Origin of the sequence: Deinococcus depolymerans (assembly GCF_039522025.1) — a bacterium.
In the GTDB taxonomy this organism is placed as follows: Bacteria; Deinococcota; Deinococci; order Deinococcales; family Deinococcaceae; genus Deinococcus; species Deinococcus depolymerans.
In genome coordinates, this window is the sequence record NZ_BAAADB010000006.1 from 25,905 (window position 1) to 44,297 (window position 18,393).

Annotated in this window: 19 protein-coding genes and 1 tRNA gene; 10 read left to right on the forward strand and 10 right to left on the reverse strand. The window is 70.5% G+C overall.

The genetic code is table 11. The features are described 5' to 3' along the window. Positions 1 to 68 precede the first annotated feature (68 nt). Positions 69 to 1,802, reverse strand: a complete 1,734-nt coding sequence (locus ABDZ66_RS04090) for an NAD-dependent malic enzyme (RefSeq protein WP_343756461.1) — start codon at positions 1,800 to 1,802, stop codon at positions 69 to 71. A gap of 114 nt (positions 1,803 to 1,916) precedes the next feature. Next, on the reverse strand, positions 1,917 to 2,363 hold the full coding sequence (locus tag ABDZ66_RS04095) for a thioesterase family protein (protein WP_343756363.1): 447 nt from the start codon (positions 2,361 to 2,363) through the stop codon (positions 1,917 to 1,919). A gap of 53 nt (positions 2,364 to 2,416) precedes the next feature. Between ABDZ66_RS04095 and ABDZ66_RS04100 the strand changes: the two genes are divergently transcribed. Next, the gene (locus ABDZ66_RS04100) at positions 2,417 to 3,634 is read left to right on the forward strand and encodes a YihY/virulence factor BrkB family protein (RefSeq protein WP_343756365.1); all 1,218 of its coding nucleotides are present in this window, start codon (positions 2,417 to 2,419) and stop codon (positions 3,632 to 3,634) included. Between the two features lie 171 nt (positions 3,635 to 3,805). Here the strand turns inward: ABDZ66_RS04100 and hisA are convergent, their stop codons facing one another. Next, positions 3,806 to 4,519: a 1-(5-phosphoribosyl)-5-[(5-phosphoribosylamino)methylideneamino]imidazole-4-carboxamide isomerase gene (gene hisA, locus ABDZ66_RS04105; protein ID WP_343756367.1), complete on the reverse strand. Its 714-nt coding sequence runs from the start codon at positions 4,517 to 4,519 to the stop codon at positions 3,806 to 3,808. A 70-nt stretch (positions 4,520 to 4,589) separates the two neighbouring features. Here hisA and ABDZ66_RS04110 point away from each other — a divergent pair, with 70 nt between their 5' ends. Beyond that, positions 4,590 to 5,747, forward strand: coding sequence for a glycosyltransferase family 4 protein (locus tag ABDZ66_RS04110; RefSeq protein ID WP_343756369.1), 1,158 nt, complete (start codon positions 4,590 to 4,592; stop codon positions 5,745 to 5,747). Positions 5,748 to 6,012: 265 nt separating this feature from the next. Here the strand turns inward: ABDZ66_RS04110 and ABDZ66_RS04115 are convergent. Together ABDZ66_RS04115 and ABDZ66_RS04120 are read right to left on the reverse strand one after the other, a co-directional pair. Then, positions 6,013 to 6,097 (reverse strand) — tRNA-Leu (locus ABDZ66_RS04115). Positions 6,098 to 6,263: 166 nt separating this feature from the next. Further along, positions 6,264 to 7,079, reverse strand: coding sequence for a VC0807 family protein (locus ABDZ66_RS04120; RefSeq protein ID WP_343756371.1), 816 nt, complete (start codon positions 7,077 to 7,079; stop codon positions 6,264 to 6,266). Positions 7,080 to 7,169: 90 nt separating this feature from the next. On the opposite strand from ABDZ66_RS04120, the gene chrA reads away from it, so the two are divergent. Next, positions 7,170 to 8,315, forward strand: coding sequence for a chromate efflux transporter (gene chrA / locus ABDZ66_RS04125; RefSeq protein ID WP_343756373.1), 1,146 nt, complete (start codon positions 7,170 to 7,172; stop codon positions 8,313 to 8,315). A gap of 395 nt (positions 8,316 to 8,710) precedes the next feature. Here chrA and ABDZ66_RS04130 read toward each other — a convergent pair whose 3' ends face one another. Both ABDZ66_RS04130 and hisC read right to left on the reverse strand, forming a co-directional pair. Then, on the reverse strand, positions 8,711 to 8,995 hold the full coding sequence (locus ABDZ66_RS04130; RefSeq protein WP_343756463.1) for a YkgJ family cysteine cluster protein: 285 nt from the start codon (positions 8,993 to 8,995) through the stop codon (positions 8,711 to 8,713). A 65-nt stretch (positions 8,996 to 9,060) separates the two neighbouring features. Further along, positions 9,061 to 10,146, reverse strand: coding sequence for a histidinol-phosphate transaminase (gene hisC, locus ABDZ66_RS04135; protein ID WP_343756375.1), 1,086 nt, complete (start codon positions 10,144 to 10,146; stop codon positions 9,061 to 9,063). A gap of 180 nt (positions 10,147 to 10,326) precedes the next feature. On the opposite strand from hisC, the gene ABDZ66_RS04140 reads away from it, so the two are divergent. Then, positions 10,327 to 10,926 carry a TetR/AcrR family transcriptional regulator gene (locus tag ABDZ66_RS04140; protein WP_343756377.1) on the forward strand — a complete coding sequence of 200 codons (600 nt, stop codon included), beginning with the start codon at positions 10,327 to 10,329 and terminating at the stop codon, positions 10,924 to 10,926. Then, positions 10,923 to 11,252 (forward strand): hypothetical protein, encoded by a 330-nt coding sequence (locus ABDZ66_RS04145; RefSeq protein WP_343756379.1) that lies wholly within the window; start codon positions 10,923 to 10,925, stop codon positions 11,250 to 11,252. The genes ABDZ66_RS04140 and ABDZ66_RS04145 overlap by 4 nt, the downstream gene beginning before the upstream one ends. 54 nt (positions 11,253 to 11,306) lie before the next feature. Here ABDZ66_RS04145 and ABDZ66_RS04150 read toward each other — a convergent pair whose 3' ends face one another. The 3 genes from ABDZ66_RS04150 to ABDZ66_RS04160 form a co-directional block, all read right to left on the reverse strand. Beyond that, positions 11,307 to 11,474, reverse strand: coding sequence for a hypothetical protein (locus ABDZ66_RS04150; protein ID WP_343756381.1), 168 nt, complete (start codon positions 11,472 to 11,474; stop codon positions 11,307 to 11,309). A gap of 196 nt (positions 11,475 to 11,670) precedes the next feature. Continuing rightward, positions 11,671 to 12,318: an SRPBCC family protein gene (locus ABDZ66_RS04155; RefSeq protein WP_343756383.1), complete on the reverse strand. Its 648-nt coding sequence runs from the start codon at positions 12,316 to 12,318 to the stop codon at positions 11,671 to 11,673. A 70-nt stretch (positions 12,319 to 12,388) separates the two neighbouring features. Beyond that, positions 12,389 to 12,616 carry a hypothetical protein gene (locus tag ABDZ66_RS04160; RefSeq protein ID WP_343756385.1) on the reverse strand — a complete coding sequence of 76 codons (228 nt, stop codon included), beginning with the start codon at positions 12,614 to 12,616 and terminating at the stop codon, positions 12,389 to 12,391. A gap of 166 nt (positions 12,617 to 12,782) precedes the next feature. On the opposite strand from ABDZ66_RS04160, the gene ABDZ66_RS04165 reads away from it, so the two are divergent. From ABDZ66_RS04165 to ABDZ66_RS04185, 5 genes are all read left to right on the forward strand, one after another. Then, positions 12,783 to 13,682 (forward strand): DMT family transporter, encoded by a 900-nt coding sequence (locus tag ABDZ66_RS04165; protein ID WP_343756387.1) that lies wholly within the window; start codon positions 12,783 to 12,785, stop codon positions 13,680 to 13,682. Continuing rightward, the gene (locus ABDZ66_RS04170) at positions 13,679 to 15,154 is read left to right on the forward strand and encodes an ABC transporter permease subunit (protein ID WP_343756389.1); all 1,476 of its coding nucleotides are present in this window, start codon (positions 13,679 to 13,681) and stop codon (positions 15,152 to 15,154) included. The genes ABDZ66_RS04165 and ABDZ66_RS04170 overlap by 4 nt, the downstream gene beginning before the upstream one ends. A 46-nt stretch (positions 15,155 to 15,200) precedes the next feature. After that, positions 15,201 to 15,611 carry an NUDIX domain-containing protein gene (locus tag ABDZ66_RS04175; RefSeq protein ID WP_343756391.1) on the forward strand — a complete coding sequence of 137 codons (411 nt, stop codon included), beginning with the start codon at positions 15,201 to 15,203 and terminating at the stop codon, positions 15,609 to 15,611. A 29-nt stretch (positions 15,612 to 15,640) separates the two neighbouring features. Further along, positions 15,641 to 16,360, forward strand: a complete 720-nt coding sequence (gene tmpR / locus ABDZ66_RS04180; RefSeq protein WP_343756393.1) for a bifunctional dihydropteridine reductase/dihydrofolate reductase TmpR — start codon at positions 15,641 to 15,643, stop codon at positions 16,358 to 16,360. A gap of 493 nt (positions 16,361 to 16,853) precedes the next feature. Next, positions 16,854 to 18,392, forward strand: coding sequence for a S8 family peptidase (locus ABDZ66_RS04185; protein ID WP_343756395.1), 1,539 nt, complete (start codon positions 16,854 to 16,856; stop codon positions 18,390 to 18,392). Position 18,393: the final 1 nt, after the last annotated feature.

Genomic DNA, 18,393 nt, shown 5'->3' on the forward strand with positions numbered 1-18,393 from the left:
AGTTGATGGGTGATGGGTGATGGGGGATGGGAACGGCCTTCCCTCCATCAGCCTCCGACCATCAATCATCAACCCTTGCGCAGCGGCAGGTAGCGGGGTTGCCACGCGCGGTCGCGGATCACGGTTTCCAGTTCGTCGCGGGTCATGTTGCGGATGCGGCGTTCGGCGCACACGCCGTCCCGGATGGACTGCAGGGCGACGTTCACGGCCACCTGGATGCTCAGTTCACGCAGGTCGCTGATGGGCGGGTACACGCGTTCGCCGTACTGGGCGGTGAATTCGGCCAGCGTCCGGGCGGCCTCCATGACCATGTTGTCCGTGATCTCGCGGGCGCGGCTGGCGACCGCCCCGAAACCCAGTCCGGGGAAGATGAAGGCGTTGTTGCCCTGCCCGACCGGGTAGCGTTTCCCTCCGTACTCCACGTCGGGGAAGGGACTGCCGGACGCGACGATCGCGCCGCCGCGCGTCCAGTGGATGATGTCGGCGGGGCGCGCCTCGACGTGGCTGCTGGGGTTGCTGAGCGGGAACACGATCGGGCGCGGCGTGTGGGCCAGCATCGCCTCGACGCTCTCCTGCCGGAACAGGCCGGGCACGCCCGTGAAGCCCAGCAGCGCGGTCGCCTTCGCGTTCACGATCACGTCGTGCATGCCGGGGTACTCGCCGTCGAACACCCAGCCGGCGAGGTCTCCGGGGCGACGCGCGAAGCTCAGCTGCTGGTCTTCCAGGTCCGGTTGCCCGTGCATCAGCAGACCGTGGCGGTCCACGACGAACACGCGGGCGTTCGCGTCCCCGGCACTCAGCCCGTCCGCCTGAAGGCCCTGCCGGATGGCCATGGCCACGCCGATCCCGGCGGCGCCGGCCCCCACCACCACGAACACCTGATCGCTCAGCCGCTCGCCCTTGAGGCGCGCGGCGCTGATCAGCCCGGCGAGCGCCATGGCGCCCGTGCCCTGGATGTCGTCGTTGAAGCTCGGCACGACCCGGCGGTAGCGTTCCAGCACCCGGAACGCCGTGCCCCGGCTGAAATCCTCCCACTGGATGATCGCCTTCGGGTAGCGGTGCGACACGGCCTCCACGAACGCGTCCAGGAACTCGTCGTAGGCCGCGCCGGTCAGGCGGCGGTGGTGCACGCCCAGGTACAGCGGATCGTCGATCAGGTCCTGGCGGTTGGTGCCGACGTCCAGTTCGACCGGGAGGGTCTTGTCCGGCCCGACGCCCCCGGCGGCGGTGTACAGCGACAGTTTCCCGATGCTGATCGCCATGCCCCCGAAGCCCTGGTCCCCGATGCCCAGGATGGCGCTGGAGTCGGTGGCGACGATCATGCGCACGTCGTTCACGGTGACGTTCTCCAGCATGTCGTCCACCCGGTCGATGTCGCCGGTGCTGACCGTGAAGCCGCGCGGGTAGCGGTAGTTGCTGGAGTAGTTCCGCACCGCCTCGCCCACCGTGGGCGTGTAGATGATGGGCAGCATCTCCTCGAGGTGGTCTTCGAGAATCGCGTAGAACAGCACCTCGTTGCGGTCCTGCAGGGCGCGCAGGTACTCGTGTTTTTCCAGGTCGGAGCCACACTTGAGGTAGCGCAGGTACGTGCGTTCCTTCTGCTCCTCGAAGGTGCTGGTGTGGGGCGGCACGAGGCCCTCGAGGCCCAGTTCCCGGCGTTCCTCGGGCGTGAAGGCCGTGGTCTTGTTCAGCAGCGGATTCTGGAGCAACGCCAGGCCCGTCACGTGCACGTCGATGAAACGCTGCCCCTGCGGGTCGCGTTTCACGTCGTAGTAACGGGAGACAGGAAGATTCTTCGGCATGACGCTCCAGCATAGCGGCAGGCCGCTGTACCCGGTCCAGACACGGTCCACGCGCCCCCACCGCCGGGCCGGCGTCCGTTCAGCGCGTGAACAGAAGGGGTCGCGGGCGGCGGGTCACGGCGCCCCGCTTGCGGCGCCCTGCGTCCCGACGTGCCCGGCCCAGCGTTGCCGGAGGGTGTCGAAGTTCGCGTCGATGCGCGCCTGCGGCAGCACCATCTGCGTGGTCGCGCCACGCCCGATCTCGTCCCCGAGTTCGTTCACGGCGACCATGCGGGCGATCACGCGCCGGCCCTCCTGCCGCTCGAAGGTGGCGGTCACGGTCAAGCGCATGCCGGGCAGGGCGCTGGCGGTGTGCGTCACGTCCACCTGCGTGCCGATGCCGCCCTCGCCGTCTTCCAGGAACGGCAGGATGATCTTGCGGCCCGCCTCCTCGAAGTGCCGGGCCATCCAGTACGTGGCGTACACCGGGTGCAGGCGGCCCAGCTCGCCGAAGTTCACGGTCATCTCGTCGGTCACGGTCACGGTCAGGGTCTGCGTGAACCCCTCGGGAATGGCTTGCATGCCCCGCAGGCTAACAGGCCGCGCCGGGAGTATGGGGGGAGCCTTAACCCGCCATGACGGACGCCCACCGGCGCGGCCCGTACACTGCCCAGCATGAAGGACGGCCGGTCATGAAGTTCAGTCCCCTCTCGGCTTTCACGCTGCTGCGCGAGGCGGCCCTGGCATTCGGGCAGGACAAGGCGCCGCGGCTGGCGGCCGCCATCGCGTACTACGCCATGTTCAGCCTCGCGCCGCTGCTGCTGCTGGCCGTGGTCGTCGCCGGACGGTTCCTGACGAACAACGCTGTGCTGGACCAGCTGTTCGGCCCCGGCGGCCTGATCGCTCAGAACCTGGGCACCGACACCGCCACGCTGCTGCGCGGCCTGGTGAACACCGACAGCCTGCAGCGCGGGTCGCTGGTGGCGTCCATCGCGGCGTTCGTGACGCTGTTCATGGGCGCCACCGGGCTGTTCGTGCAGTTGCAGGACGCCCTGAACTCCATGTGGGGCGCGGACCCCGGCCCGCCGCAGGGCTTCGTGAACGTCCTGTGGACCCGCCTGAAATCGTTCCTGATGATCCTGGCCATCGGGCTGCTGCTGATCGCGTTCCTCGGCGTGAACACGTACCTGTCGGTCATCGCGCAGCGGCTGGGCGACACCATCGGCGCGGGGGCGTTCTTCGTGCGGGCCGGGACGGCGCTGCTGTCCGTGCTGTTCCTGGCGCCCGTGTTCGCCGGCATCTACAAGCTGCTGCCCGACGTGAAACTGGAGTGGCGGGAGGTGTGGGTGGGGGGGTTCTTCACGTCGGCGCTGTTCACGCTCGGGCAGCTGGGCATCGGCCTGTACCTGGGGCAGGCCGCGCCGGGCAGCGCCTTCGGGGCCGCCGCGACGCTGATCGTGCTGCTGCTGTGGATCTACTACTCGGCCATGATCTTCTTCTTCGGGGCGGAGGTCACGTGGGTGTACTCGCAGAAGTACGGCACGCACGCGGGCGGCGCGGCCAACACCGCCAAGAAGCAGGCGCTGGCCGCGCAGGGCGCCGAGATCGACCCCAGCGAGAGCCCGCAGGAACGCGACGCGAAACGGCAGGCCGACCGGCCGGTGCGGGACAGTCGCGGCCGGGTGCTGGGCGTGCCGGTCCCGCGCGTCCTGCCCCGCGTGCCGCGCCGCGAGGAGGGCCGGGTGCTGCCCACCGTGCGCGCCGCGCTGTGGAACGCCGTGACGGCCGTCCTGGCCGTGCCCGCCGTGATCGTGCTGCGCGTGCTGGGCATCACGGGCGGACGGCGCAGGTAGTTTGCTGGACGGCTGTCATGCGGACTCCGTCCGTTCCGTTGACAACCCGGAAGGACACCGAGGTGCCAACTCCACACCCAGAGTCCGTTCTACTCCTGCTCGCTCTGCTGCGCAGCTCTACGAGTCCGCTCGGGTTGAAAGCTTCTGCAAATCTTTCAACCGGAGTCCGGATCAGTCCAGCGTGACGGGGTACGGCAGGGTGCCCTCGTAGATGGCGCGGCCCACGATGGCGCCCTCGATGTGTTCCTCCTGCAGCAGGCGCACGTCGTCCACGTTCGCCACGCCGCCGCCCACGATCAGGGTGTTCGTCCACAGCTGCCGCACCTGCCGCATCAGGTCGCGGTCCAGGCCGCGCAGGGTGCCGTCGCGGGTGACGTCCGTGAAGATCAGGGTCTCCAGGCCCGCGTCGGCCAGGCCAGGGGTCAGGTCGGCGACCATCACGCCGCTGCCCTGCACCCAGCCGTGCGTGGCGACCTCCAGGCCGCGTGCGTCGAGGCTCACGACCACCCGTTCCGGGCCGTGCGCGGCGATCAGGTCGCGCACCAGTTCCGGGTGCTTGACGGCGGCCGTGCCGATCACGACGCGGTCCACGCCCAGGCGCAGCAGGTCCCCGGCGGCCTCGCGGCTGCGGACGCCGCCGCCCACCTCGACCGGCACGCCCAGTTCGCCCGTGATCTGCGCGATCACGGCGCGGTTCTCGCCGCGGCCGGTGGCGGCGTCCAGGTCGACCAGGTGCACCAGGCCCGCGCCCAGGCTCACCCAGTGGCGCGCGGCGTCGAGCGGCGAGTCGAAGTACACGGTCTCGCGGTCGGGGTCACCCTCGAACAGGCGCACGGCGCGGCCGGACTGGATGTCCACGCAGGGAATGATCAGCGGCGAACTCATGCGCCACAGGATACGGGGCCGGGACGGGGGGCAGGGCACGCGGGGGGCCGTGGGGGGCTACACTGCCCCCGTGCGCGTCGGGATTGTCACTGCTACCTACCTGCCGTCCCGCAACGGGGTGGCGACCAGCACGGCCCTGTTCGCCCGGGGTCTGCGTGACCTGGGCCACGAGGTGCGGATCTTCGCGCCCCGCCACCCGCAGATGCCGCCCCGCGAGGACGGCGTGTACCGCCTGAACTCGTCGTTCGCGGGCGCGCGGGCGCTGGGCGCCCCGGCCGATTACCCCGTGATGCTGGCGCCGGGGCCGCTGCTGACCTCGCGCCTGCCGCTGCGGGACCTGGACGTGCTGCACACCATGCACCCGTTCCTGGCGGGACAGCTGGCGCTGCGCTGGTCGCGGCTGTCGGGCGCGCCCGTGGTGTACACGGCGCACACGCAGTACGACCAGTACCTGCACTACGCGCCCATGCCGGGCCGGGTGGGCCGGGCGGTGCTGCGCCCGCACGTGAGCGCCTTCGCGCGCCGGGTGGACGCGGTGCTCGCGCCGGGCCGGGCGATGGTGGACATGCTGCGCGAGTACGGCTTTCAGGGCCGCGTGGACCTGCTGGCGAACCCGGTGGACCTCGCGGCGTTCCGCGCGGCGAGCGGCGCGGCCTTCCGCGCCGAGTTTCACGTGGGGCCGGACACGCCGCTGGTCATGTACCTGGGCCGGCTGGCCCCGGAGAAGAACCTGGACGTGATGCTGCGCGCCTTCACGCGGGCGAGGGCCAGTCGTCCGGAACTGCGGCTGCTGGTGGTCGGGGACGGCCCCAGCCGCGCGCCCCTGCAGGCGCAGGCGCCGGAGGGCGTGACCTTCACCGGTCCCGTCCCGTACGCCCGCGTGCCCGGGGCGCTGGCGGCCGCCGACGTGTTCATCACGGCCAGTACCAGCGAGGTGCTGCCCATGAGCATGATCGAGGCGCTCGCGGCGGGCACGCCCCTGGTCGCCGCGCAGAGTCCCGCCGCGCTGGACCTGATCGAGGAGGGCGTGAACGGCACGGTGCGGGCCGCCACGCCCGCAGAACTGGCGGACGGCCTGCTGGGCACCCTGCACCCGGACCGCCTGCCGACATTGCAGGAGGGCGCGCGCCTGAGTGCCGCCCGGTACGACCTGCCGGTGCGGGCCGCCGAGCTGGAAGCCGTGTACGACCGTGCCCGCGCCGGACGTTCCCGCAGACGGCGGGACTGATACGGGCTCGGATTGAATGGGCTGCAAAGCCCGTTCAATCCGAGCGGACTCGTAGAGCTGCGCAGTAGAGCGAGCAGGAGAGAAACGCCCCTCCGGACGTGGAGTTGACAGATCGGTGGTGTTCCGATCTGTGAACGAAACAAACGGAGTCCGTAGGAGCGCCCCGCAGGAAGCCCCGTCGTGGGGCACGCGCCGCAGGGCGCCCCTGTCCTGAAAGACCACGAAAGACAAGAAAGCCCCGGCATTTCTGCCAGGGCTTTCCTTGTGGTGCCGAAGATGGGACTTGAACCCACACGCCTCGCGGCGCTAGTCCCTGAAACTAGTGCGTCTACCAATTCCGCCACCTCGGCACACCTTTGGTAATCTCGCCCGCGCTCGGGCGCGTTTCAGGGCTCGCTTACTTTATAGGCGAGTGCCGAAACTGTCAACTCCCCCCCATCCCGGACGTGGCAGGGCCGCGCCGGGAGAGGGTGTTCCGGCGCGGCCCTGGGCGGAAGAGCAGAGCGGACTGCGGTATCAGGTGACGGGTTCGCCGCGCTCGCGCATGCGCTCGAGCAGCTTGCCGGGCTCGAACAGGCTGGCGCCCGCGCCGTAGCGGGCCTGCACGGCGCGGTTGACCAGCCAGATCGCGACGGCCACGCCGGCCAGCGTGATCAGCAGGCCCGGAATGCGCATCAGGGCGTTCACCTCGGCCACCTGCGCGTTGAAGGCGTCCGTGCCGAACTTCGCGGTCACGCGGGCGTAGTTCACGGCGCTGTTCACCATCCCGCCGATCAGGTCGACGACCGCGAACACCACGGTCGCCTGCGCGAGGCTGCGGTGCACGCCGGGGTCGCGCATGGCCTGCTGCGTGGCGGCGCGGTGCTCGGGGCTCTCGCCGATGGAACTGGCGTCCAGGAATACCCGGAACAGCGGCACGCTGGTCGCCGCGCTGATCAGGAACAGCAGCCCCGTCAGGTACGAGCGGGCCGAGTCCTTGATGGCGTACCAGAAGCCGTCCACGTACCAGAAGGCCAGCGCGCCGCTGAAGATCGCGCCTGCCCCGCCGATCAGCGCGACCGGGCTGACGTTGCGGTTCACGGCGAGGTCCCACAGCACGTACGCCACGGGAATCAGGGCGGCCAGCAGGTACGCGCGGACGTTCCCGGCGGCGCCTCCGCCGAACACCTGCTCGGCAATGCTGATGCCGCTGCCCAGGATGTTCGGACTGAGAATCAGGATCGGGATCAGCAGCGTGAAGATCAGGTCCCAGACGGTCTTCGGCACGCGGGCCTTCGGGCTGGGGTGGGCATCAGGGGCGTCGGGCGTGGGGGTGGGGGCCGCTTGGCTCATGGCGGGCATTCTCTCATCCGCAGGTGAGGAGTGCGCCGCGCCCGGACCCGGCCCACCACGTCCTGACCTCCGGCCTGTACGATCCGGAGGATGCGTGTTCTGGAAGTGTTTCTGGTGTTCCTGCGGCTGGGCCTGACGGGGTTCGGGGGGCCGGTCGCGCACCTGGGGTACTTCCGGGCGGAGTTCGTGACGCGCCGCGCGTGGATCAGCGAGGCCGGGTACGCGGACCTGGTGGCGCTGGCCGGGTTCCTGCCCGGCCCGGCCAGTTCGCAGGTGGGCCTGAGCGTGGGCCTGCTGCGCGCCGGCTGGCCGGGCCTGCTGGCCGCCTGGTCGGGCTTCACGCTGCCCAGCGCTGCCCTGATGACCGTGCTGGCGCTGGGCCTGACCCGCCTCGATCCGGGTCAGGCCGCGTGGCTGAGCGGCCTGAAGGTCGCGGCGGTCGCGGTGGTCGCGCAGGCCGTGGCGGGCCTGTGGGCGTCGCTGGTCACGGACCGGGTGCGGGCGGGCCTGGCGCTCGGCACGGCGGTGGCGCTGCTGCTGCTGCCCGGCGCGGGCACGCAGGTACTGGCGCTGCTGGTGTGCGCGGGCGTCGGCTGGCGCTGGCTGTCCGGGCCGGCCGGTGCGGGCGGCGCGGCCCTGCCTCCCGTGCCGGTGTCCCGCCGCGCCGGGACCGCGCTGCTGCTCCTGGCCGGGGCGCTGCTGCTGACGCTGCCACTGCTGGCCCCGCTGGGACCGGGCTGGGCCACGCTGGACGCCACGTACCGCGCCGGGGCGCTGGTGTTCGGGGGCGGGCACGTGGTCCTCCCGCTGCTGGAGGGCAGTTTCGCGGCGCTGCCGGCCACCACGTTCACCGCCGGGTACGGCGCGGCGAACGCCATGCCGGGCCCGCTGTTCACCTTCGCCACGTTCCTGGGGGCCGCCGCGCACGGTCCCGCCGGGGCGCTGATCGCCACGCTGGGCATCTTCCTGCCCGGCGCGCTGCTGATGGTCGGCGCGCTGCCCCACTGGGCGGCGCTGGCCGCCCGGCCCGCCGCCCGCGCCGCGCTGGCCGGCGTGAATGCCGGGGTGGTGGGCCTGCTGCTGGCCGCACTGTACGACCCGGTGTTCACCAGCGCCGTGCGCGGCCCGCGTGACCTGGCGCTGGCCGTGCTGGCCTACGCCGCCCTGACCGTCCTGCGGTGGCCCGCCTGGGCCGTGGTGCTGGCCTGTGCGGGCGTCGGGTGGGTGGCGCTGTAGGCACCTTCATACGGACTCGGACCCAGCGGCTTTATAAGCCATTCAATCGGAGTCCGTATGATACGGATTCCGTTTGTTTCGCCGACAATCCGGAACTTCACCGGATTGCCGGCTCCACGTCCGGAACCCGCCCAGCTCCTTCTCTGCGGAGCAGCTCTACGAGTCGCATCCGCTCGGATTGAACGGGCTTTGCAGCCCATTCAATCGGAGTTCGTATGAGGGTGGTGCGGACAGGTTCATCCCTTCAGGGCAGACCAGCGATGAATACGCCGTGGTTCCTCCTCCCCCTTGAGGGGGGAGGCTGGGAGGGGGTGAGCAGGAATGGCGTTCTGGAAGACGTTTTCCGTGCCTGTCCCCTCTGGCGCTTGAACAGTGTCCGCACCCTTGATCAGGCACTACAGATCGGCCTCGTCCTGCAGGCCGTAGATGGTCAGGAAACGCCGCACGCGGGCGTCCAGGGTGGGCAGGGGCGCGACCTCGCCGCACACCCAGTCCGGCTGGTACGCGCGGCACACGCCGGGGCGCGAGTCGTACACGGCGCACAGGTGCCCGCACCCCTGGTCGGGTCCGAGGTGCACGCACGGCACGCCCAGCGGTTTGCCCAGCGCGTGGATGTCCGGCGCGGCGCAGCAGGCCCCGCAGGCGGTGCAGTCCCGCGTGACCGGACTGCGCGGGGCCATACCGGCGGGTGGGGTGAACCGGGCCGTTTCCTGTGCCGTCAGGTGCAGCGGCCCGGTGACCCGGGTCAAGCCAATTCGGCCAGCGCGGCCAGCAGCGCGTCGTTCTCGGCGGGCGTGCCGATCGCCACGCGCAGGCAGCCTTCCAGCAGGTGCAGGCGGTCCTGGCGGCGCACGACGATCCCGCGTGACAGCAGGTGCGTGTAGGTGGCCCCGGCGTCCGGGGAGCGCAGCAGGAAGAAGTTCGACTGGCTGGGCAGCGCCTCCAGGGTCGGGTGGGCGGCCAGGGCTTCGAGCACGCGCGCCCGCTCGCGCAGGCCCTCGGCCACGCGCTGCTGCACGTAGGCGGGGTTCTCCAGCGCGACTTCCAGGGCGGTCTGGGCCAGCACGCTCACGTTGAACGCCGGCACGAGTTTCTGAAGCTGCCCGGCCAGTTCCGGGTGCGCCAGCGCGTACCCGAGGCGCAGGCCCGCCAGTCCCCAGGCCTTGCTGAAGGTCCGCAGGCTCAGGCAGTGGGGGTTCGCGCGGATCAGGTCGCGGTGATCCTGGGCGCTGTACTGGTAGTACGCCTCGTCCAGCACCACGATCCAGCCCCGCGCGGCGTCGATCAGGGCGCGGATGTCCTGTTCGGCGTCCACGTGTCCGGTCGGGGCGTGCGGCTGCGTGATGTACAGCACGCCGGGTTCCCGCGCGGCCAGTTCGGCCTTCAGCGCCTCGACCGGCAGGCTGAAGTCGGCGTTCAGCGGCACCTGCACCAGTTCGGCACCCAGCAGCTGCGCTTCGAGGGTGTACACGCTGAAGGTGGGGTTCACGGTCAGGACCGTCTGCCCGATGCCGCCCAGTTCGGTCAGCAGCTTGATCAGTACGTTGCTGCCGGGCGTGACGACCACCCCGGCGGCCTCCCAGTCCTCGAAGGCGGCGATGCGTTCCCGCAGGGTGTCGGCGTGCAGGTCCGGGTAACGGTTCCAGGGGCGGGCGGCCATGCGCGCCAGGGCCTCGGCCTTCAGGTCCGCCGGGAAATCGTAGGGGTTCTCGTTCTGGTCGAGTTTGATGGGTACGTCCAGCGGCGTGAACGGGTAGGCGGGCACGTCGCGCACGGCGGCGCGCACCCCGGCCGGGGTGGTTCCGGCATCGGCAGAGGGCGTGGAGGTCATGGGGTTCGTTGTATCACCCGCCCCCCGCCGGGCGTCCACCCAGCCCAGACCCACCCAGCCCGGGCCCATCCCCCCACCCCAGACCCGCCGGACTGAACCTGGTACAGACGCCGCACCAAACGGGCGTTTGGCAGCGTGCTACCCTGCCCCTCAGGAGCGCCGAGCGCCCACCCCACGACCATGACAGACACTGCCAAACCCCGCCGCGAGCAGATTCTCGACTCGGCCAGCCGCCTCTTCTCCGAGCGCGGTTATCACGCGACCAGCATGCGCGACCTCGCCGGGGACCTGGGCATGCAGGGCGGCAGCCTCTACGCGCACATTTCCTCGAAGGAAGAACTGCTGATCGAGATCGTCAACCAGGCGTCCCGGCAGTTCGACACGGCGCTGTTCACGCTGCGCGGCGAGGCCATGCCCGCCGACCAGAAACTCCGCGAGGCCATGTACCGCCACATCCGGGTGGTCGCGGACAACATGGACAGCGCCACCGTGTTCTTCCACGAGTGGAAACACCTGTCCCCCGAGGCGTACGCCCGCGTGACCGGCTGGCGCGACACCATCGACGCCTTCTACCGCGAACTGATCACGCAGGGCGTGCAGGAAGGCACCCTGCGCGCCGACCTGGACATCAAGATGACCGCGTACCTCGTGCTGTCCGCCGTGAACTGGGCGTACACCTGGTACCGCCCCGGCGGCAGCCTCGCGCCGCGCGACGTGGCCGAACAGTTCGCGGACATGCTGCTGGGCGGCCTGCGCGCGCCCACCGGAGCGCAGCCGTGAGTCACCCCACCGTCACCGTTCCCATCCGCGAGGCGATCCGCTACGCGCAGGGCCGCGCCGAACGCCTGGGCCGCACCCAGCAGCTCGAGATCGGCACGGACCTGTTCATCCGCATCGGTCCCGGCGGCCGCAAGTTCCTGCTGTTCAGCCTGGACGACGAACCGCAGCGCAGCACCGCCGAGGCCATCGCCGCCGCCCTGGGCCTGAAGAACCCCACCTACGGCTGGCATCAGGGCGCCACCCTGCGCTCCCTGACCGTCATCGAGGAGGGCGCCCAGAACCTCCCCGAGAGCGGCCCCGCCGAAGCGGACGACGGCACGCTGTAATACGGACTCCGATTGAACGGCTTTGTAAGCCATTCAATCGGAGTCCGTGTCAGATCAGTCCATCCGTCCGGCGGGCCTGCCGCTGAACAGCCTTCCCACCAGCAGGCTTGTCACCGGAACGGCAAGCATGGCCACGCCGACACCGATCTCGCCGAATCGCAGTTGCACCAGGTAAAAGCAGGCCAGGTGGAGAACGACCAGCGCCGCGTAGATCAGGACCATTCGCATCAGAGTCTCGACTCCCTTCAGTGAGGGCTTCCCGGATCAATCGGGGTCCCAGGTACCTGCACGAGGGTCCGTGCGCTGGGCGAACACCGGTCTGCCACGCACGCAGGAGAAAGCGGGAGTGTCAGCTGAACATCTGCTGACACTCCCGCTTCTCTCTGCTCTGCCGGTGGGGTCCACCGGGCAGGGCCGTTCAGTTCTTGGCGTTGCCTTCGAAGGCGGCCTTGAACTTCTGGAGGTCCTCGGCGATCTGCTGGCTGGGTTCCTCGCCGAACAGTTTCGCCACGGCCGCGCCGAGCGGGCCGGCCGGGGGGCGGTACGAGAGGGCCACGTGCACGCGGGTGCCGCCGTTGGGGAGGCTTTCGAACTGCACGCTGCCGGCGTTGTCGACGGTCGCGCCGGGCAGGGAGTGCCAGCCGATGCGCTGGCCGGGCTTGTCGTTCACGATCTCGGCTTCCCACTCGACGTGCGTGCCCAGCGGCGCCTTGGCGACCCAGCGGCTGCGTTTCTCGTCGAGGGCGGTGACGCTCTCGAGGTGGCTCATGATCTGGGGCAGGTTGTCCAGTTTGCGCCAGAAGTCGTACACGTCCTGCGCGGGGCGGTCGATGACGACGCTGTGCTCCACGAAGATCGGCTTGGCGGCCGTGGCGTTGCCGCTCAGGCCGGCGGCGGCCATGACCGGGTCGTTGCCGGTCGCGGCGCGGTACGCGAGGTACCCGCCGACGGCCGCCATGCCCAGGCCAAGCACCCCACGTTTACGCAGTCCCATCAGCAGGAGCGCTCCACCGGCCGCGCCGCTGATCATGCGGGTCTGATCCATTCCACCTTCGTTGTTGGTCATAAGTCGTCCTCCGTGACGGTCAGTCTAATAACGCCCGGCACCCTCGGGGTGAAGTTCCGGGCAGAACTCATTAAGTACCCTTGATCTTCGCCGTTCCGTCCGGGGATTCCTGGGCCGCGTGCTGCTCCTGGATGTCGGCGGTGGCGGCCCGGTCCTCCGGCGTGGCGGGCCCGCCCTGCACGGTCCCGTCGAGGTTGGTGTTGGCGCCCTGCGTGGCGTGATCGCTGCCCGAGTGCTGCTGCGCCGCTTCCGGCGTGCTCAGGCTGTCCGGCGCGTTTCCTGCGGTTTCATCTGCCATGCCCTTTCCTCCCCTTCACGAGAACGAACGACCTCCAGTGGGCCTCACGGCTTTCGGTGCCTTCATCCTGGCGCACGCCCCCCGGGCGGGACATGTGCGGCGGCCCAACGGGCGTCCATGGAACGTGCATTCATTGCGCGTGCGCTTGGTGGGCTACCCTGCCCTCATGAGATCTTCCCCTGCTGCGGCCCGTCTGGACGCCCTTTCCCTGGCCGCGATCCTGGTCACGATCGTGTTCTGGGCCTCGGCGTTCGCGGGCATCCGGGCGGGACTGGATGCGTTCTCGCCGGGTCACGTGACGCTGTACCGTTTCCTGGTGGCCAGCGCGGCGCTGGGCGTGTACGCGCTGGCCGCGCGGATTCCGGTGCCGCCCGTGGCGGACCTGGCGCGGATCGCGGCGCTGAGCTTCTCGGGCATCACGCTGTACCACGTGTGCCTGAACTACGGCGAGGTGAGCGTCCCGGCGGGCACGGCCAGCCTGATCATCGCGGCGGGGCCGGTCATCACGGCGCTGCTCGCCACGCGGTTCGGCGGGGAGCGGCTGAACGCGCTGGGGTGGGCGGGGACGCTGGTCAGCCTGGGGGGCGTGGTGCTGATCCTGCTGGGGGGCGGGCAGGACCTGAGTTTCACGCGCGGGGCGCTGCTGATCCTGGCGGCGGCAGTGTTCACGAGCGTGTACTTCGTGTTTCAGAAGCCGCTGCTGTCGCGCATGAACCCGCTGCATTTCACGGTGTGGTCCCTGATGCTGGGGACCGTGCCGATGCTGGCGTTCCTGCCGGGGTTCGGAACGGAGCTGCGCGCCGCGCCGCTGGGCGCACACCTGGCAATGGTGTACATCGGGCTGTTCCCGGCGGCGCTGGCGTACCTGACGTGGACGTTCGCGCTCGCGCGGGTGGGGGCGGGCGTGACGACCTCGTTCCTGTACGTGTCGCCGGTGTTCGCGGTGCTGATCGCGTGGGCGTGGCTGGGTGAGGTCCCGACCCTGGTGACGCTGCTGGGCGGCCTGATCGCGGTGGCGGGCGTGGTGCTGGTGAACACGCGCGGGCGGCCGGCGGTGCGGGCGTGAGCGCCGCGCCGGACGCGCCCCTGTCGGCGCAGGACGTGACGGTCCGGCTGGGCGGCGAGGTGATCCTCAGCGGCGTGACGCTGGATGTCCGGCGGGGCGAGTTCCTGGCGTTGATCGGCCCGTCGGGCGGCGGCAAGAGCACGCTGCTGCGGGTGCTGGCCGGGCTGCTGAAACCCGGGTCGGGCACCGTGAGGATCGGCACGCCGCCCGCGCTGGTCTTCCAGGATTACCGGTTGCTGCCGTGGCGCAGCGCCCTGCGGAACGTGGCGTTGCCCGCCGACCTGGGGGCCGGGGGGGGCCTGCCGCCGGCCGAGGCGCTGCGGCTGGTGGGCATGGAGGAGTACGGCTCGTACTTCCCGGCGCAGCTGTCGGGCGGGATGCGGGCGCGGGTGGCGCTGGCCCGCGCACTGGCGCAGAGCGGGGACGTGCTGCTGCTGGACGAACCGTTCGCGGCGCTGGACGCGCTGGTCCGCGAGCGTTTCAACGCCGAGTTGCGGCACCTGCACGAGAAGACCGGCCGGACGACGGTGCTGGTCACGCACTCGATCCGCGAGGCGGTGTGGCTGGCCGACCGGGTGGCGGTGCTGCGCGACGGGCGGATCGTCGAGGTGCTCGACACGCGCGGCGAGGGCCGCGTGAGCGCGTACACGGACGGGCTGGAGGCGCACCTGCGCTCGGTGCTGGGCACCGGGGATTCCACGCGGCTGCGCGCCGAGTCCCCGGAGCGGCGCAGCCTGGCGTGGCTGCTGCCGGCGCTGGCGGTGGCCCTGGCGCTGGTGGGGTGGCAGGTGGGCGCGTCGGCATTGAACCAGCCGTTCCTGCTGCCCACCCCGGCCGCGGTGTGGCAGGAGGCCGCGCGGACCGTGCCGGCGCTGGCGGCGGCGTTCTGGGTGACGGTCCGCACGGCGCTGCTGGGCACGCTGCTGGGCGCACTGGGCGGCGTGCTGATCGGGTACCCGCTGGCGAAGTGGCGCGGCCTGGAACGGTTCCTGAGTCCGTTCATCGTGGCGTCGCAGAGCACGCCGATCGTGGTGCTCGCCCCGCTGCTGGTGTCGTGGCTGGGGTTCGGGTTCCTGCCCGCCGTGGTCGTGTCGGCCCTGAGTGCGCTGTACCCGATGCTGGTGGCGACCCTGGTGGGCGTGCGCGAGCAGGAGGGCACCTTCCATGAACTGTTCAGCACGCTGCGCGCGTCGGGGTGGCAGCGGCTGACGCGGCTGGAACTGCCGGGCGCGCTGCCGGTCCTGCTGGGGGGCCTGCGGCTGGCGGCCAGTCTGGCGCTGATCGGGGCGGTCGTGTGGGAGTTCGTGGACCCCAACCAGAAGGGCCTGGGGCTGTCGGTGCAGGTGGCGGGCGTGTACCAGAACAAGGCGGCGCAGTTCGCGGCGATCGCGCTGCTGGTCGGGTACGGGGTGCTGGTGTACGCGTTGATCACGGGCCTGGAACGCCGCGTGATGCGGCGGCGGGGTCGGTAGGCGTTCACCCGGACGGCCGGGCGCGCCGGACGCTACCCTGGGCCGCATGGACAGACCGCTGGTGTGTGTGGGGGCGCTCGTGTGGGGCAAAGACGGCCGGGTGCTGCTGGTCCGGACCACCAAGTGGCGCGGCCTGTGGGGGGTGCCCGGAGGGAAGGTCGAGTGGGGCGAGACGCTGCTGGACGCCGTGACCCGTGAGTTCCGCGAGGAGGTGGGCCTGGAGTTGCGGGACGTGCTGTACGCGCAGACGCAGGAGTCGGTCCTGAACCCGGAGTTCCATAAGCCCGCGCACATGCTGCTGGTGGATTTCTTTGCCAGCACCGACGGGCACGAGGTCACGCCGAACGAGGAGATCGAGGAGTGGGCCTGGGTGCACCTGCACGCGGCGCTGGCGTACCCGCTGAACGGCGTGACGCGCACGCTGGTGGAACTGGCCCTGCAGCGGGGTGAGCAGTGACGGACCGGGACCCGGCGGGGAACGGTCCGGTGTCCCGCGGTACGGCGCTGGTGACCGGCGCGGCGCGCGGGATCGGGCGGGCGCTGGCGGTGGCGCTGGCGGCCGAGGGTTTCGATGTGGCCGTGCATTACCGCGGCAGCGAGGCAGACGCGCAGGAGACGGCGCGGTTGTGCCGCGAGCGGGGCGTGCAGGCCGCGACGCTGATGGCCGACGTGACAGACCCGGCGCAGGCGCGGGCGCTGGTGCGTTCGGCGCACGCCGCCTTCGGGGGGTCGGGGCTGGCGGTCCTCGTGAACAACGTGGGCAATTACGTGCACCGGCCCCTGCTGGACACCACGGACGAACAGTGGGCCGACATGCTGGGCAGTAACCTGACGGCCACCTTCGCCACCTGCCAGGAGGCCGCGCCGCTGCTGCGTGCGCGGGGCTGGGGCCGCATCGTGAACCTGGGGTACGCGGGGGCGGCGTCGAACGTGGCGCGGCCCGGCATCGTGCCGTACGTGATTGCCAAGGCCGGGGTGCTGCAACTGAGCCGGTCGCTGGCGGTGGTGCTGGCCGGGTCGGGCGTCAGCGTGAACGTGGTCAGTCCCGGCGTGATCGAGACCAGCGTGAGCCAGCCGGTCGCGCAGATTCCGGCGGGGCGGGCCGGGACCGTGCAGGAACTCGTGGACGCTGCCCTGGGGTTCGTGCGCGCCAGTGACTACCTGACCGGGCAGGAGCTGGAAGTGGCCGGGGGCTGGCACCTGTAGATCGGGGCGGCCGGGGGCGGGCGGTTGGCCCGGATGGGCGCGTGTCAAGCGAGGGTGCCGCACCCCCCGTGACCATGAATTCATGAGTCCCTGGCCACTGTTTTCGCTTTCGAATCCGGCCTCCGGTGCGCCCATCGACAACCGGGAGCGTTTTCTGTCGTTCCAGACGGCACCGATGACATTCTGTTCCGCTCACGACACATGAGATAAATGAGTCCTCTCTCATGTTCAGGCAGTCCAGGTACACCCGTTCGGATATACCGGACACAACTTTTGGTGTAGTGATCGGGTTTTTCCGGCCATTCCGGTTCACCCGAAGACAAATGTGACCAATTCCACACGGTTTCATGCACCGCCGCCCCACCTGTGCGTATCATCATCAAAGTTCCCACAACCACACGAAATTACTGCAGCGGCCCACGCCCCAGCGCACCGGCCCTCCCTGCACCCATTTCGCCGTGAGGTCACTCAGGAACACCCCAGGAGGTCCACCATGAACGCACGCATCGCTCTTGGAACACTTGCCCTCACCCTGGCCCTCGCCTCGTGCGGCACGCAGAACGCGGCTGCCCCCACCGCAGAAACCGCCACCGACGCGGTCACCCGCACGCAGGCCCCCCTCCTGGGTACCACCAACCCCGAGGCCATCCCCGGCCAGTACATCGTCGTCCTGAGCGGCGGCCAGAACGACGGCAGCATCAAACTCCAGAGCGGCGACACGCTCATCAGCTCGCTCGGCCTCGACCCGCAGGGCGTGCAGGTCCAGCAGATCTACACCCAGACCATCCAGGGCTTCGCCGCGAAACTCAGCGCCCAGAACCTCGCCCGACTGCAGGCCGACCCGCGCGTCAAGTACATCGAGCAGGACGCCCGCATGCACATGAACGCCACCCAGACCGGCGCCACCTGGGGCCTGGACCGCATCGACCAGCGCAACCTCCCGCTGGACGGCAACTACACCTACGACACCACCGCCACCGGCATCAAGGCGTACATCATCGACACCGGCATCAACACCGCCCACACCGCCTTCGGGGGCCGCGCCGTCTGGGGCACCAACACCACCGGCGACGGCAACAACAGCGACTGCCAGGGCCACGGCACGCACGTGGCAGGCACGGTCGGCAGCAGCACCTACGGCGTCGCCAAGGCCGTCAGCCTGATCGCCGTGAAGGTCCTCGACTGCGCCGGCAGCGGCACCAACTCCGGCGTGATCGCCGGCGTGAACTGGGCCGTGAGCAACAAGGGCACCAGCAAGGCCGTGGCGAACATGAGCCTCGGCGGCGGCTTCAGCCAGGCCGTGAACGACGCCGTGAACAGCGCCGCCAGCCAGAACCTCGTGATGGTCGTCGCCGCCGGCAACGAGAACCAGAACGCCTGCAACGTCTCCCCCGCCAGCGCCGCCAGCGCCATCACGGTCGGCAGCACCACCAACACCGACGCCCGCAGCTCCTTCAGCAACTTCGGCACCTGCGTCGACATCTTCGCGCCCGGCAGCAACATCACCAGCACCTGGATCGGCTCCACCACCGCCACGAACACCATCAGCGGCACCTCCATGGCCTCCCCGCACGTGGCCGGCGCCGCCGCCCTGGCCCTGGCGAACGGCGGCAGCACCACCAGCGGCGTGACCAGCACGCTCATCAACAACGCCACCACCGGCAAGGTCACGGGCGCCGGCACCGGCAGCCCCAACCGCCTGCTGTACACCGGCGCCGGCACCGTCACCCCGCCCCCCACCGGCACCACCTACACCGGCACGGTCGCCAGCCTCGGCAACTCCTACCAGCCCGGCACCGCCGGCTTCAGCTACGCGGGCGGCACCCTGAAGGGCAACCTGAGCGGCCCGTCGGGCACCGACTTCGACCTGTACCTGCAGAAACTCTCCGGCACCACCTGGACCCAGGTGGCCGCCAGCGAGGGCAGCACCAGCACCGAGGCGATCACCTACGCGGCCACCAGCGGCACGTACCGCTGGCGCGTGTACGCCTACTCCGGCAGCGGCAGCTACACCCTGACCGAAACCCGCTGAA

Excerpts from the sequence above, each read along its gene's own strand:
- ABDZ66_RS04090 (WP_343756461.1), bottom strand. The coding sequence starts at position 1,802 with ATGCCGAAGAATCTTCCTGTCTCCCGTTACTACGACGTGAAACGCGAC.
- ABDZ66_RS04175 (WP_343756391.1), top strand. The coding sequence starts at position 15,201 with ATGGACAGACCGCTGGTGTGTGTGGGGGCGCTCGTGTGGGGCAAAGAC.
- hisC (WP_343756375.1), bottom strand. The coding sequence starts at position 10,146 with ATGACCTCCACGCCCTCTGCCGATGCCGGAACCACCCCGGCCGGGGTG.
- hisA (WP_343756367.1), bottom strand. The coding sequence starts at position 4,519 with ATGAGTTCGCCGCTGATCATTCCCTGCGTGGACATCCAGTCCGGCCGC.
- ABDZ66_RS04100 (WP_343756365.1), top strand. The coding sequence starts at position 2,417 with ATGACGGACGCCCACCGGCGCGGCCCGTACACTGCCCAGCATGAAGGA.
- ABDZ66_RS04185 (WP_343756395.1), top strand. The coding sequence starts at position 16,854 with ATGAACGCACGCATCGCTCTTGGAACACTTGCCCTCACCCTGGCCCTC.
- ABDZ66_RS04120 (WP_343756371.1), bottom strand. The coding sequence starts at position 7,079 with ATGAGCCAAGCGGCCCCCACCCCCACGCCCGACGCCCCTGATGCCCAC.
- ABDZ66_RS04095 (WP_343756363.1), bottom strand. The coding sequence starts at position 2,363 with ATGCAAGCCATTCCCGAGGGGTTCACGCAGACCCTGACCGTGACCGTG.
- ABDZ66_RS04155 (WP_343756383.1), bottom strand. The coding sequence starts at position 12,318 with ATGACCAACAACGAAGGTGGAATGGATCAGACCCGCATGATCAGCGGC.
- ABDZ66_RS04150 (WP_343756381.1), bottom strand. The coding sequence starts at position 11,474 with ATGGTCCTGATCTACGCGGCGCTGGTCGTTCTCCACCTGGCCTGCTTT.
- ABDZ66_RS04130 (WP_343756463.1), bottom strand. The coding sequence starts at position 8,995 with ATGGCCCCGCGCAGTCCGGTCACGCGGGACTGCACCGCCTGCGGGGCC.
- ABDZ66_RS04165 (WP_343756387.1), top strand. The coding sequence starts at position 12,783 with ATGAGATCTTCCCCTGCTGCGGCCCGTCTGGACGCCCTTTCCCTGGCC.
- chrA (WP_343756373.1), top strand. The coding sequence starts at position 7,170 with ATGCGTGTTCTGGAAGTGTTTCTGGTGTTCCTGCGGCTGGGCCTGACG.
- ABDZ66_RS04140 (WP_343756377.1), top strand. The coding sequence starts at position 10,327 with ATGACAGACACTGCCAAACCCCGCCGCGAGCAGATTCTCGACTCGGCC.
- ABDZ66_RS04160 (WP_343756385.1), bottom strand. The coding sequence starts at position 12,616 with ATGGCAGATGAAACCGCAGGAAACGCGCCGGACAGCCTGAGCACGCCG.